The organism is Pseudomonas sp. GL_135 (genome assembly GCF_057834665.1).
Genome location: NZ_CM174408.1, coordinates 3,674,155 through 3,687,718, shown reverse-complemented (window position 1 = coordinate 3,687,718; position 13,564 = coordinate 3,674,155). Strand labels below are relative to the sequence as shown.

General features: G+C 61.2%; 9 protein-coding genes. 5 read left to right on the top strand and 4 right to left on the bottom strand.

Annotation, left to right across the window (positions count from 1 at the left end; all coding sequences use genetic code 11):
- Positions 1-11: 11 nt before the first annotated feature.
- Positions 12-530 (top strand): (2Fe-2S)-binding protein, encoded by a 519-nt coding sequence (locus AC3ISG_RS16400; protein ID WP_489297458.1) that lies wholly within the window; start codon positions 12-14, stop codon positions 528-530.
- The gene (locus tag AC3ISG_RS16395; RefSeq protein WP_489297457.1) at positions 527-4,108 is read left to right on the top strand and encodes a molybdopterin cofactor-binding domain-containing protein; all 3,582 of its coding nucleotides are present in this window, start codon (positions 527-529) and stop codon (positions 4,106-4,108) included. The genes AC3ISG_RS16400 and AC3ISG_RS16395 overlap by 4 nt, the downstream gene beginning before the upstream one ends.
- Before the next feature lie 637 nt (positions 4,109-4,745).
- Here AC3ISG_RS16395 and AC3ISG_RS16390 read toward each other — a convergent pair.
- The 3 genes from AC3ISG_RS16390 to AC3ISG_RS16380 form a co-directional block, all read right to left on the bottom strand.
- Positions 4,746-5,402, bottom strand: a complete 657-nt coding sequence (locus AC3ISG_RS16390; RefSeq protein ID WP_122535128.1) for a TetR/AcrR family transcriptional regulator — start codon at positions 5,400-5,402, stop codon at positions 4,746-4,748.
- A gap of 5 nt (positions 5,403-5,407) precedes the next feature.
- Positions 5,408-6,751 carry a CDP-diacylglycerol--serine O-phosphatidyltransferase gene (pssA, locus tag AC3ISG_RS16385; protein ID WP_122624121.1) on the bottom strand — a complete coding sequence of 448 codons (1,344 nt, stop codon included), beginning with the start codon at positions 6,749-6,751 and terminating at the stop codon, positions 5,408-5,410.
- Between the two features lie 136 nt (positions 6,752-6,887).
- Positions 6,888-7,892 carry an NADP-dependent oxidoreductase gene (locus AC3ISG_RS16380; RefSeq protein WP_489297456.1) on the bottom strand — a complete coding sequence of 335 codons (1,005 nt, stop codon included), beginning with the start codon at positions 7,890-7,892 and terminating at the stop codon, positions 6,888-6,890.
- A 267-nt stretch (positions 7,893-8,159) separates the two neighbouring features.
- On the opposite strand from AC3ISG_RS16380, the gene AC3ISG_RS16375 reads away from it, so the two are divergent.
- Positions 8,160-8,921 carry an SDR family oxidoreductase gene (locus tag AC3ISG_RS16375; RefSeq protein WP_489297455.1) on the top strand — a complete coding sequence of 254 codons (762 nt, stop codon included), beginning with the start codon at positions 8,160-8,162 and terminating at the stop codon, positions 8,919-8,921.
- Positions 8,922-9,013: 92 nt separating this feature from the next.
- A complete protein-coding gene (locus tag AC3ISG_RS16370) occupies positions 9,014-10,486 on the top strand; it encodes a mechanosensitive ion channel domain-containing protein (protein ID WP_489297454.1) in 1,473 nt (490 codons plus the stop codon).
- Between the two features lie 197 nt (positions 10,487-10,683).
- Here AC3ISG_RS16370 and AC3ISG_RS16365 read toward each other — a convergent pair whose 3' ends face one another.
- Entirely contained in the window at positions 10,684-12,885 is a 2,202-nt protein-coding gene (locus AC3ISG_RS16365; RefSeq protein ID WP_489297453.1) for a TonB-dependent receptor, read from the bottom strand.
- Positions 12,886-13,144: 259 nt separating this feature from the next.
- On the opposite strand from AC3ISG_RS16365, the gene AC3ISG_RS16360 reads away from it, so the two are divergent.
- Positions 13,145-13,537, top strand: a complete 393-nt coding sequence (locus tag AC3ISG_RS16360; protein ID WP_489297452.1) for an SseB family protein — start codon at positions 13,145-13,147, stop codon at positions 13,535-13,537.
- Positions 13,538-13,564: the final 27 nt, after the last annotated feature.

Below are 13,564 nucleotides of genomic sequence, written 5' to 3'. Positions count from 1 at the left end.
GCAGGTAACACATGACGGCTGACACAAGCGAGCCACAGCGGGCGGCAGAGAAGACCGTGACCTTGAACGTCAACGGTCAGGCCGCGAGCGTTACGGCAATGCCTGACACGCCGCTGTTACTGATCCTGCGCAACGACCTGCACCTTAATGGCCCCAAATACGGCTGCGGCCTGGGCGAGTGCGGCGCCTGCACGGTGATCATCGACGGCGTTGCCGCACGCTCCTGCGTGTTTCCGCTGGCGGGCGCACAAGGACGGCAGATCACCACGCTGGAAGGCATCGGCTCACGAGACCGCCCGCATCCGGTGCAGCAAGCGTTCATCGACGAACAGGCCGCGCAATGCGGCTACTGCATGAACGGCATGATCATGACCGCCAAAGCGTTACTCGACCGCAACCCGCACCCCACCGAAGCGCAGATCCGCAACGAACTGTCGGCCAACCTGTGCCGCTGCGGCACACACCTGGAAATTCTCCGAGCGGTCCTGCGTGCCGCACTTCATCAGCCCAGCCCGGATCCCGTCCAATGACCCAGACTTTGCCCACGCGCGATGAATTGCTCGCCCAAAACGGCGTGCTGCTGATCGTCGACGACATCCTCCCGCCATCCGGTCCGGTCGCCAAAGGCGGCACCCCCACCGTCCGGCCCGTGGAATTGGGGCTGTTCATTGCCATCCATCAGGACGGCCGCGTCTTCGCCTTCAACGGCCACGTCGATCTGGGCACCGGCATTCGCACCTCGCTGACGCAAATCGTCGCCGAAGAGCTGGACCTGCAGATGGATCAGGTGACGATGATCCTGGGCGACACCGAACGTGCGCCGAATCAGGGCGCGACCATTGCCAGCGCCACTTTGCAGATTTCCGCCATCCCGTTGCGCAATGCGGCGGCCGAGGCGCGGCGCTATTTGCTGCAACAGGCCGCGCAGCAGTGGTCGGTCGATATGGATTCGTTGGTCATCGACAGCGGCGTGATCAAGGCGCAGGACGGTCGCGAGCTGACCTTTGGCCAGTTGCTGGTTGATCAGCGTGTCGAGTTGCGCATCTCCGGCAACGCACCACTCAAGCGGCTGGAAGACTACAAGCTGGTGGGGCAGGGCGCCGCCCGGGTGGACATTCCGGGCAAGGCGACCGGCGAATTGACCTACGTGCACGACATGCGTCTGCCGGACATGCTCCATGGCCGTGTCGTACGTCCGCCCTATGCCGGTTACGACACGGGCGACTTTGTCGGCACCAGCTTGCTGGAAGTAGATGAATCCTCCATCGCCCACATTCCCGGTATCGTCCGCGTGGTGGTGATTCGCGATTTCGTCGGTATCGTTGCGATGCGCGAAGAGCAGGCGGCCAAGGCGGCGCGCGAACTTAAAGTCACTTGGAAACCGTGGCAGCACCAGTTGCCGGACATGAGCAACATCGAGCAGGCGATTCGCGACAACCCGAGCATTCAGCGGGTGGTGCTCGATCAGGGTAATGTCGAAGACGCCTTGGCCCAGGCCAGCGAGCGAATGACGCGAACCTATCTGTGGCCTTACCAGATTCACGGCTCCATCGGACCTTCGTGCGGTCTGGCGGACTACAGCGAAGAAGGCGTTCGGGTCTGGTCCGGCACGCAGAACCCCCACATGCTCCGCGCCGATCTGGCCTGGCTGCTGGAATACCCCGAAGAACGCATCGACATCATTCGCATGGAAGCGGCCGGCTGTTACGGGCGCAACTGCGCCGACGACGTCTGCGCCGATGCCGTGTTGCTGTCCCGCGCCGTGGGCCGGCCGGTGCGCGTGCAGCTGACCCGCGAGCAGGAACATGCCTGGGAGCCAAAAGGCACCGCTCAGTTGATGGAAGTCGACGGCGGGCTCAACGCCGATGGCGGAATCGCCGGGTATGACTTCAGCACCCGTTATCCGTCGAACAATTCGCCGACGCTGGCCTTGCTACTGACCGGGCGCGTGGAGCCGGTGGCGACGATGTTCGAAATGGGCGATCGCACCTCGATCCCGCCCTACGACATCGAGCACATGCGCGTCACCATTCACGACATGGCGCCGATCGTACGGGCCTCGTGGATGCGCGGCGTGTCGGCACTTCCCAATACCTTCGCGCATGAGTCCTACATCGACGAGTTGGCGTTTGCCGCCGGCGTCGACCCGATCGAATACCGCCTGCGTTATCTGCACGACGAGCGCGCCGCTGAATTGGTTCGTGCCACGGCGGCGCGCGCTGACTGGACGCCGCGCACTCAACCCATGGAAATTCCCGAAGAAGACGGCGTCTTGCGCGGGCGCGGTTTTGCCTACGCGCGCTACATCCACAGCAAGTTTCCCGGCTTCGGCGCGGCGTGGGCGGCGTGGGTCGCAGACGTGGCGATCGACAAGCACACCGGCGACGTGTCGGTGACCCGGGTGGTGATCGGCCATGACGCCGGGATGATGGTCAACCCGGCCGGCGTGCAGCATCAGATCCACGGCAACGTCATCCAGTCCACCAGCCGCGTGCTCAAGGAGCGGGTGACGTTCGAGGAGTCGACCGTGGCCAGCAAGGAGTGGGGCGGTTATCCGATTCTGACGTTCCCGGAAGTGCCGAAGGTCGACGTCATGATGATGCCGCGCCAGGCCGAGCCGCCCATGGGTGCCGGGGAGTCGGCGTCGGTGCCGAGTGCCGCGGCCATTGCCAACGCCGTGTACGACGCGACCGGGATTCGCTTTCGCGAACTGCCGATTACCGCCGAGCGCATCCTTGCCGCACTGAACAGCGCTGGCACGCAATCCAATAGCCAACCGCCGCAATCGCCAACAGCCAAACGTTCGAAATGGCTGTTCGGTTCGTTGTTTGCAGCGTTCGGCGCGTTGCTCGGCATGGCGGCGACCGCATTGCCCTGGCGTGCGGAAATCGCGACGATCACACCGCCTTCAGCGGGCACCTGGTCGTCGGCGACCCTGGAGCGCGGGCGTTTGCTGGCGGCCGTGGGCGACTGCGCGGTCTGCCACACCGCCCCGAATGGCGCCAGCAATGCCGGCGGGCTGGCGATGCAGACGCCATTTGGCACTTTATATAGCAGCAACATCACCCCGGACCCGGAAACCGGCATCGGTAACTGGTCCTATCCGGCGTTCGAGCGGGCGATGCGTGACGGCATCAGTCGCGATGGCAAACACCTTTATCCGGCGTTTCCCTACACGGCGTTCAGAAACATCGAGGACGCCGACATGCAGGCGCTGTACGCGTACCTGATGTCGCAGACGCCGGTGAAACAGGTGCAGCCCGCCAATGACATGCGCTTCCCCTTTAATGTGCGGCCGTTGATGGCTGGCTGGAACGCGCTGTACCTGCGCAAAGGCGAGGTGCAGACGCAGCCCCAGCAAAGCGCGCAATGGAATCGCGGCCAGTATCTGGTCAATGGATTGGGGCACTGCGCGGCCTGCCATTCACCGCGGGATCTGCTGGGGGCGGAGAAGGGCGGCACGTCGTTTCTCGCGGGTGGCACCGTAGACGGCTGGGAAGCGCCGGCGCTCAACAGCCTGTCGAAAGCGCCGACGCCGTGGACCGAGGATCAGTTGTTCAGTTACCTGAGCAGCGGGTACTCCGATGCCCACGGTGTCGCGGCGGGACCAATGGGGCCGGTGGTGTCGGAGCTGGCGAAACTGCCGAAGAGCGATGTGCGGGCGATGGCGGTGTATCTCGCGGCGTTGAATGAGCCTGCGTCTGGCAGCGCTGATGTCGGTCCGGCAACGGCGACGAGTCTGGCAGAGAAGTCGAGCGTTTCGCCCCAGTCGTTGAGCAATGGCCAACGGGTGTTCGAAGGTTCGTGCCAGGGGTGTCATGCCGACGGTCTGGGGCCGAAGTTGTTTGGCGTGAGCCCGTCGCTGGCGACCAATACCAACGTCCACAGCGCGCTGCCGGACAATCTGATCAAAGTGATTCAGCAGGGAATAGACAAGCCGGCGACGGCCGATCTGGGTTACATGCCGGGCTTCAAGGACAGCCTGTCCGATACCCAGATCAGCGATTTGGCCGCGTACCTGCGCAACCGATTTGCGCCGAATGAGCCGCAGTGGACGGGGTTGTCAGAGAAGGTGGCGCATTTGAAAGCCAATCCCGGAACGCACTGATTGGGTAAGCCTGAGGGATTTACTGACTCTTCAGGGACTGCGCTGGACCTGTGCTGAATAAAGTCCGTGTGGGGGTGAGCTTGCTCACGAAGACTGCATTTCGACCGCTAAATATCTAACGGATGTACTGGCCTTTGTGGGAGTGAGCTTGTTCACGAAAGCGGTATCTCAGCCACAGAATATTCAGCGGATGTACCGGCGCCTTCGCGAGCAAGCTCGCTCCCACAGACTGCATTTCGACCGCTAAATATCTAACGGATGTACTGGCCTTTGTGGGAGTGAGCTTGTTCACGAAAGCGGTATCTCAGCCACAGAATATTCAGCGGATGTACCGGCGCCTTCGCGAGCAAGCTCGCTCCCACAGACTGCATTTCGACCGCTAAATATCTGGCGGATGTACTGGCCTCTGTGGGAGTGAGCTTGCTCACGAAAGCGGTATCTCAGCCACAGAATATTCAGCGGATGTACCGGCGCCTTCGCGAGCAAGCTCGCTCCCACAGACTGCATTTCAACCGCTAAATATCTAACGGATGTACTGGCCTTTGTGGGAGTGAGCTTGCTCACGAAAGCGGTATCTCAGCCACAGAATATTCAGCGGATGTACCGGCGCCTTCGCGAGCAAGCTCGCTCCCACAATTTAGACTTGTGGCGTCTGAGGGGCCTTCGCCACACCCCGCATCACCAGGTCCTGAATAAACGCCAACCAATCCGTCCGCTCTCCCTCCGCGGCCATGTCCTGGCCCAGGAACGAGCTAAGGGTGTGCAGGTTGGAGTTATAGAAGTAGCACAGCGACGCGATCATCAAATACACGTGCTTGATGTCGAGGTCCTGCCGAAACAGACCCTGGGCCTGACCGGCGTCGATGATCGGTCTGAGCACGCCGACGGCTTCGCCTGACAGGCGTCGCAGCTCCCCGGACTGGCGCGCGTGCTTGCCCTTGTGCAGGTTTTCGATGCTGAGGATGGCGACGAATTCCGGGTGGCTGACGTAATAGTCCCAGACGAACGCCACCAGTTGGCGCAGCGTCTGCACCGGCGTCGACGGGTCCAGTGACAGCAGGCTTTCGGCGCGGTTGAACTGCTCGTAGGTGTGCTCAAGCACTTTGACGAACAGCTTCTCCTTGCTGCCGAAATAGTAATAAATCATCCGGTCGTTGGATTCGGCTTCGGCGGAGATCTTCTCGATACGCCCACCGGAATACCCGTCGCGGGTAAACACCGTGATCGCCGCCTGAAGAATCCGCGCGCGGGTCTGATCGGCCTGTTGCGCGCGAACGCCAGTGCTTTTGCCCATGGTCGTCAGAGAATCCGGTAGAGCAGGCGCTCGACCCGGACCCGGCTGACCCGGCGCAGAAAGGTGCGCACCCCAACCGGGTATTCGCTCAGGGTATCGAGCTCGTCGAACTTGCCGACCCGATGGGTATTGCGCATCAGCAGGGCGATTTCCTCGGCGCGCGGCTTCAGCCATTCACCCTTGGGGTCATCGATCAGCACGGCGTTTTCCAAGTCCAGCTGAAAGGCCCGAGGGTTCAGGTTATTCCCGGTCAGCAGGGTGTAGCGGTCGTCCGACCACAGGCCCTTGAGGTGATAGGTGTTGTCGCCGTCTTTCCACAGATGAATATTCAACTGGTGCTTGGCGATCGCCGTCTGATGCTTCTGCATGAAGCGACGCAGGCTGATCTCGTACAGATACGGCAGCGCGGAGATCACCTTGAACGGCTCCTCCGGCGAAATGAAAAAGTCGTTGGCGGTCTTGTCGCCGATGATGATGTCGACCTTCACGCCCCGCTTCAGCGCGCGATTGATCTCGCGCTTCACCACCAGCGGCATGTTGAAGTACGGCGTGCACAGTGTAAGTTGCTCATCGGTCGCGGCAATCAGATCGCAGAGGGTTTTACTCAGCGGGTTCTTGTTGCCGATGCCCAGTAGCGGAATGACGCGCAGCTCGCCGTTGTCACGCACGCCATCGTTGACGTCGTAGCTGGCGCGCTTGAGGTGCTGGCGGAACTGACGAATCTCCCCGCGCAGGCTGCGAGAGCTGGGGGGCGAGGGCAGGTCGAGGCGATGCACGGCGTCGGACGGCAGAATGTCCTGCTGCACCAGGCGCTGAAACGAGTCGGCCAGGCCTTTGCTGTCGATCAGGTGATAACGATCGAGCCGGTATTTGCCGAGTTTGTGCAGATAAACGTTATTGATGCTGGCGCCGCTGTAAATCACGCAGTCGTCGATGACGCAGCCCTTGAGGTGCAGCACGCCGAACAGCTCGCGGGTTTGCACCGGCACGCCATACACCGGCACTTCCTGATCGTGTTCCAGGTTCTGCGCCTGATACCACGCCGAGTTCCCGGCCTGCTTGCCAGCGCCGATCAGGCCGCGTTGGGCACGGAACCAGTCGACCAGCACCACGACGTCCAGCTCCGGGCGCGCAGCCTTGGCGGCATACAGCGCATCGAGCATTTCCTGGCCGGCTTCATCCTGCTGCAAGTACAGGGCGACGATGTAAATCCGCCGGGTGGCGGCGGCAATCTTGGCCAGCAGTGTCTGCCGATAGTCGGCTGCACTCGGCAGAATCGTGATCGCCGTGCCGGAGGATTCAAAACCGCGCAGCGCTGCAAGGGTAGAACGTCGGAAGGGAGCCCGCATAAGCCTCTCGATGGGTCGGATCAACAGCGCACGAGCTTACACCAGAGTGCGCCCTCTGGTGGTTTTGGCAGCGTTATCCGTGAGTTGTTCAGCGGATTATCAGCGACGGCTCACCCCTTGCGGTCTCGCCTTGACCTCATACCTTCAGAACCAGCTTGCCGCTGTTTTCGCCCTTGAACAGCATCTGCAGGGTTTCGGGGAAGGTCTCAAGGCCTTCGACGATATGCTCTTTGCTCTTCAGCTTGCCCTGGGCCAGCCAGCCGGCCATTTCCATCCCGGCCTTGGCGAAGTGTCCCGCATGGTCCATGACAACGAAACCTTCCATGCGCGCGCGGTTGACCAGCAGTGACAGGTAGTTGGCCGGGCCTTTGACGGCTTCCTTGTTGTTGTACTGGCTGATGGCGCCGCAGATCACCACTCGAGCCTTGAGCGCCAGGCGGGTCAGGACCGCATCAAGGATGTCGCCGCCGACGTTATCGAAATACACGTCCACGCCTTTCGGGCATTCGCGTTTCAGCGCCGCGTGGATGTCTTCGTTCTTGTAATCGATGGCGCCGTCAAAGCCGAATTCATCGATCAGGGTCTGGCACTTTTCCTTGCCGCCAGCAATGCCGATGACCCGGCAGCCTTTGATTTTGGCGATCTGCCCGGCAATGCTGCCCACCGCACCGGCCGCGCCGGAAATCACCACGGTGTCCCCGGCCTTGGGCTGGCCGACTTCGAGCAGGGCGAAATACGCCGACATGCCGGTCATGCCCAGCGCCGCCAGGTACACCGGTAATGGCACGAGGTTGGGATCGACCTTGTTGAAGCCCTTGGGCTCGCCGACGAAATAATCCTGCACCCCGAGCACGCCCTGAACGTAATCGCCCGCGGCGAATTTCGGGTGTTGCGACTCAATGACCTTGCCCGCACCCAACGCGCGCATCACCGCACCCAGCTCGACCGGCGCGATATACGACTTGCCTTCATTCATCCAGCCGCGCATGGCCGGGTCCAGGGACAGGTATTCGCTTTTCACCAGGATCTGGCCTTCGGCGAGTTCCGCAACGGGCACGGTCTGGAAGGTGAAATCTTCACGGCTGGCAGCACCGATCGGGCGGCGCGCGAGGAGGAATTGGCGGTTGTTCAGGGCGGTCATGGCAGGCTCTCGGTTGGAGTGGCTGAAAGGTTTTAGGGATCGCAGCAGTGATAGACCGTAACGGTCCGGACAGCAAGGATTGCCGCTGTACGGAATGCCCGCCGATCCATGCTAATGATGGCGTTTGCCGCTTATTATCATCGCCACCAATGGCCGGGCAACCGGCCTTTTGATAGTGCTGACGTTGATTGTGTCGCGACCGCTAAGCTGCGGCCCATCGCCGGCCTGTGCCGAGCCTTCCATCAATCAGTACAAAAGGACGAACCCATGAGCATGACTTTTTGCGGTCAGGTCGCGTTGGTCACCGGCGCCGCCGCGGGCATTGGTCGAGCCACCGCGCTGGCCTTCGCCGAACACGGCCTGAAAGTGCTGGTGGTGGATCTGGACAGCACGGGCGGCGAGGGCACGGCCGAGCTGATTCGTCAGGCGGGCGGGGAAGCGCTGTTTCTGCCGTGTGACGTGACCAAAGACGCTCAGGTGCAGCAGATGATGACCCACGCCGTGGACGCTTATGGCCGCGTCGATTACGCCTTCAACAACGCCGGCATCGAGATCGAAAAGGGCCGCCTCGCCGAAGGCAGCGAAGCCGAGTTCGACGCGATCATGGGCGTCAACGTCAAGGGCGTCTGGCTGTGCATGAAATACCAGCTGCCGCTGATGCTGGCCCAGGGCGGCGGCGCGATCGTCAACACCGCGTCGGTCGCCGGGCTGGGCGCGGCGCCGAAAATGAGCATCTACAGTGCGTCCAAGCACGCGGTGATCGGCCTGACCAAATCGGCCGCCATCGAATACGCCAAGAAACACATCCGGGTTAACGCCGTGTGCCCCGCGGTGATCGACACCGACATGTTCCGCCGCGCCCACGAGGCCGACCCGCGCAAGGCCGAATTCGCCGCGACCATGCACCCGGTCGGGCGGATCGGCAAAGTCGAGGAAATCGCCGCCGCCGTGCTGTACCTGTGCAGCGACGGCGCCGCGTTCACCACCGGGCACTCGCTGGCGGTGGACGGGGGCGTCACGGCGTTCTGATCGGCCAGACCCGTTCAGCGAAAAAGCAGACCGGCACTCCCGGCGAGGTATTCAGCTAAGCTCCACGGGCTGTCCACCCTCAGGGAATGTCGATGGATCATTTGTGGTTCGCCTATCCGTTGATTAGCGCTGCCGTGCTGCTGGTCATCGACCTCACGCTCTGGCAGTGGCTGCACCCGCGCTGGCGCCGGCGCAAGCTCGTTTGCCGGCTGGTGCTTTTTGTGCTGTTCAGCATGGCGCTGCTTGATGGCGGGCTGAGTCCGCTGTATCCGGTGCCCGCCGACTGGTCCGTTCCGCGACATGTGCTGGCGACCATTCTGACCATCGCCTGGTGGCTCTACGGCGCGCGAACCCTGACCGTGCTCGCCGTGGTGGTCATGGAGCCGCGCATCGGCGGCAAGGGCCATCTGCTGCAAGACGTCATGGGCGCGATCATCTTCCTCGTTGCGACCGTAGCGGCGGCCGCTTACGTGCTGGACCTGCCGGTCAAAGGCTTGCTGGCGACCTCAGGCGCCGTGGCGATCATCCTGGGTCTCGCCGTACAAAGCACCCTGGGCGATGTGTTCTCCGGCATCGTCCTCAACGCGACCAAGCCATTTCGGGTGGACGACTGGATTCGCGTCGACGACATCGAAGGCAAAGTCATCGAAATCGACTGGCGCTCCACCCACCTGCTGACCTCCGAGGGCAGCATGGCTGTGATCCCCAACGCCATGGCCGCCAAGACCCGCATCGTCAACTTCAGCCGGCCGGACCATTTCCATTCGGTCACCCTGTCCATCGAACTGTCGACCCGCCTGCGGCCCAGCCTGGTGCTGGACTCCCTGGAGAAAGCGCTGCTCGGCTGCCGCGAATTACTGGCCCAGCCCGCGCCATCGGCGGTGGTGGTCAAGTCCGGCCTGCGCATCGCCGAATACCAGGTCACCGGCTACGTGAAATCCCGGGACCGAAGTTCAGCGGTGCGCAACCAGCTGTTCGACCTGATTCACCGGCAACTGGCGTCCACCGAAACCCGCCAGGACCAGCATCGCCCTGCGACGCGGCAGTCTGCCGTGCTGAATACCGTGAATGCGTTGCGCATGCTCAGCGACGCCGACCGCGCGCAGCTGGAACAGCGCATGCGCCTGGGCGCTTATCCGGCGAAAGACATCGTGCTGGCCGAGGGCGTGGTGCCTGATGCGCTCTTCATTATCGAGTCCGGCGTCGTTTCAGTGTCGCTGCAACGACCGGACGGCTGGCTTGAAGTAGGGCGCATGGGGCCGGGGGAGTTGCTGGGTGAGAGTGGGTTTGTTGATGGGGCACCGACGCTTGGGCGCTTTTGTGCGTACACCGACTGCATGATTTACCGGATCGACAAGGCCGATCTGGAGCCGTGGCTGGCGGAGCATCCGGAGTTGATGGGGGCGCTGGCTGGGTTGGCCAAGTTTCGGGCGAAGGCGCGGGCAGCGATGTTGGAGGCCAAGCCAGTGGTGGCGGATGCCAATGGGTTTCTGGGTTGGTTGCGCAAGAATGTGAGGCGGTTTGAGGTGACGCGCAGCCCGGGATCTGATGACAGGAAGCGCTGAAAAAGAGAGCGGGTGGTCGAGAGGTAGAACTCTCCCAGGCAACTGACACCCCGAGGCGTACCTTAGATGCTGCTGAACGCTTGATCTGGGCTATGCCTTGGGCTCTCGGGTCTGTCCGCTGGCTGACCTGAATTCGACTCATTGAAAGCCACTTGCTCCCAAGGGAATGATGATGCCTAGCCCTTGGGAGCTTTGATTTAGAAGTCTATGGTGCCTGAGAGCTTGACCAGACGCGGGTCGCCCTGGCTGAGATAGCCGCCGTTGGCTGAGGCCCAGTAGTTCTTGTCGGTGATGTTCTCCACATTGACGCGCAACGTCAGGTCCTTTTGATCGACTTTAAGTTTGTAGCGCGCCCCGGCATCGAACCGATTCCAGGTGGGAAGGCTCAGGTTATTGGCCTGGTCCGCATACTGGCCTCCAGTACGAAGCATACGGGCGCTAAGGGCAGCTCCCTCCAGGCCAGGAACGTCCCAGTCGACGCTCGCATTTAGCTGGAAGGTGGGCACCCCGATGGCATGGTTGCCATCAGCGAGCCCGCCCGCGGTCTTCTTCAGCTCCGAGGTCATGCGCGTGCCGCCTGCCATCAGGCGAAGGCCTTCGATGGGCTCACCAAACACGCTCAGCTCAACCCCTTTGTTCACCTGCTCGCCGTCGCGAATGTAGAGGCGCTGGGTAGCATCGACGTAGCCATCGCTGGGCTTCTCGATTCGGAACACGCCGAGATTTGCGCCGAACGATTGCATGTCCAGCTTGATACCCGCTTCCAGTTGCTTGGTGCGGCCAGGCGGGAACGCTTCCCCAAGGTTGGTGACGTTGGTACCGGATGCGACCGGCCCTTTGGCCAAGCCTTCAATGCGGTTTGCATACAGGGAAACGGTGTCAGTCGGTTTATAGACGATGCCGTACACCGGAGTGGTGATGGATTTGTCGTAAAGCGAGGTACGGCTGCCGTCATTGGCCGCGTTAGCCGCTCCGTTGGAAGTGGTGCCGTCGTATGAGTAGTTCTCTACGCGCAGTTGCTGACGGCGTACGCCATAGGTCAGCAGCAAACTGTCGTCGAACAAGCCAACGGTGTCGGAAACGGCCAGGCTTCGGTTGCGGGTTTTGCCGGTGACGCCCGGATCGCCCATATCGCCGCCAGTGCTGGAGACCGCCGTTGGCTTGGGCAGACTAGGTGTGGTGTAGATATTGGTATTCCCAGTGACCGGGCGGTAGAAGGTGTAGGCGTTCTCTTGCTGGGTCCAGAGGGTAGAGGCGCCAATCGCGATCTGATGACTCACCGGCCCGGTTTGAACATGACCGTTAAGCCCCGCTGCAAAGCTGGTGTTGTCCTCATTGTGCGGGATCTCGGAGCCGCCGACAGTGGCAACGCCGTTATTACCTACGAGGGTTGGCGTGCCGTATACGCCCGTTTCACGCGTATGCTTGGCGCCCCCTGCAAGGTAGGCAGTCCAGTTTTCATTCAGGTCCCAGTCGCCACGCATCATGCCGAACGTGTCTTCGGTTTCGGCATTCGTCCAGTCCTGGCCGTAGTTGTGGCTGGCGTCAGGGGCGGTCGGGATTTTAGTCGCATTACCCAATTGCACGGTGTTGCGTAAACCATTGATGCGCTGTTTCTGGTAGCCAAAGTCGGTAGAGACGCGAAAGCTGTCACCCCGATAATCGAGTCCCGCGACGAACAACTTTGTGCGCTGGTTTTCGTCATCTATCGCAGTGTCGCCTTCACGTTGGCTAAGGTTGACTCGCGCTCCGAATCGGTTGCCCTCGCCGAAGCGTTGGCCAAGGTCCAGATGCTCACCAACGCGGCCGTCAGAACTGATGTCTTGTGTGTAACGGCGAGTCGGCACGTCTTCAGCACGCTTGGGCTGCAAATTCACGCTGCCACCCAAGCCCGTACCGGTGGGGCTCACGCCGTTGATAAACGCGTTGGGACCTTTGAATACTTCCACCCGCTCAATCGCGTCCGTGGAGAGAATTTGCCGAGGAAGGACGCCGTACAAACCGCCGTAGGAGATATCGTCGCCTGCCAACGGCAGACCGCGGATCACGAATATCTGCGACTGATTACCGAAGCCGTAAGACTGGCGCACCGACGGGTCGTTGAGGAGTACGTCTCCCACATCTTCAGCCTGCTGATCCTCGATAAGCTGGGAGGTATAGCTGGTCATGGTGAAGGGGACGTTCATGTTGTCCTGATTACCCAGAACACCCATCTGCCCGCCACGAGCGACCTGACCACCTGCGTAGACCTCAGGCAGCGTGTTGGAATTAGCCTTGACGGCATCCGCGTTTATGTCAGTAGCGCCGAGCTCAACCGCCGAATCAGCAGCATTGGCGATGAAGCTCGCAGAGCAGCAAAGCGCAAGCAGGGTGGGGCGAAACGGATGCAAAAGGAACATGACGAGCTACCCAGCAAAGTGATCAGAACGGGTTGAAGCCTCCCTGGCAATGCGAAGTATTCGCAGGTGAGAATGATATCAGAGTGCTTTTTAGTTTGTTGCCACTGACGACAGATTTTTCACATCGTGTGAAATGCCTGACGATGTTGAATGCAAGGCGCTGCCATCAGCAGAGCCTCCTGTCCTTCCTGTTTTCACAGTCCCGTGGAAAACTACGCGCGCTGTGCACTCATTTGTTGTCTGTTTGGTGGAGCCACGGATGGAAATCATGAACAACCAGCAAGAAAACGCCCTCGAACAGTCACTCAGGCTGGCGGCCGATGAGCCGGCCCATCGACCTGAGTTTTTCAACACGCTGCTGAACTCAGTTGTCTACGTGCTTGGCACTGCCGGGACTGGCAAAGGTCATGTCACCCTCGAAGCGGGTAGCAACATCAGCATCGCGAATTGGCAGAAGGCTGACGGCTCACCTGTCATCCCGTTTTTTTCGTCGTTGAACGTATTGCAAGGGTCCATAGACAGCGAAGAATCCTACGTAGAAATCCCGGCCAGATCGCTGTTTGAAATCACACTGGGCGCGCCTCTTTTCCTTAACCCGGCTTTACCGTTGCGCGCGCTGTATGGAGACGGGAGCGGGGGAATGGAGCCATGACAGCGGGTCGGTAGTTAGGATGGCCAG

Coding starts and splice junctions, on each gene's coding strand:
- AC3ISG_RS16400 (WP_489297458.1), top strand. CDS start 12: ATGACGGCTGACACAAGCGAGCCACAGCGGGCGGCAGAGAAGACCGTG.
- AC3ISG_RS16395 (WP_489297457.1), top strand. CDS start 527: ATGACCCAGACTTTGCCCACGCGCGATGAATTGCTCGCCCAAAACGGC.
- AC3ISG_RS16390 (WP_122535128.1), bottom strand. CDS start 5,402: ATGGGCAAAAGCACTGGCGTTCGCGCGCAACAGGCCGATCAGACCCGC.
- pssA (WP_122624121.1), bottom strand. CDS start 6,751: ATGCGGGCTCCCTTCCGACGTTCTACCCTTGCAGCGCTGCGCGGTTTT.
- AC3ISG_RS16380 (WP_489297456.1), bottom strand. CDS start 7,892: ATGACCGCCCTGAACAACCGCCAATTCCTCCTCGCGCGCCGCCCGATC.
- AC3ISG_RS16375 (WP_489297455.1), top strand. CDS start 8,160: ATGAGCATGACTTTTTGCGGTCAGGTCGCGTTGGTCACCGGCGCCGCC.
- AC3ISG_RS16370 (WP_489297454.1), top strand. CDS start 9,014: ATGGATCATTTGTGGTTCGCCTATCCGTTGATTAGCGCTGCCGTGCTG.
- AC3ISG_RS16365 (WP_489297453.1), bottom strand. CDS start 12,885: ATGTTCCTTTTGCATCCGTTTCGCCCCACCCTGCTTGCGCTTTGCTGC.
- AC3ISG_RS16360 (WP_489297452.1), top strand. CDS start 13,145: ATGGAAATCATGAACAACCAGCAAGAAAACGCCCTCGAACAGTCACTC.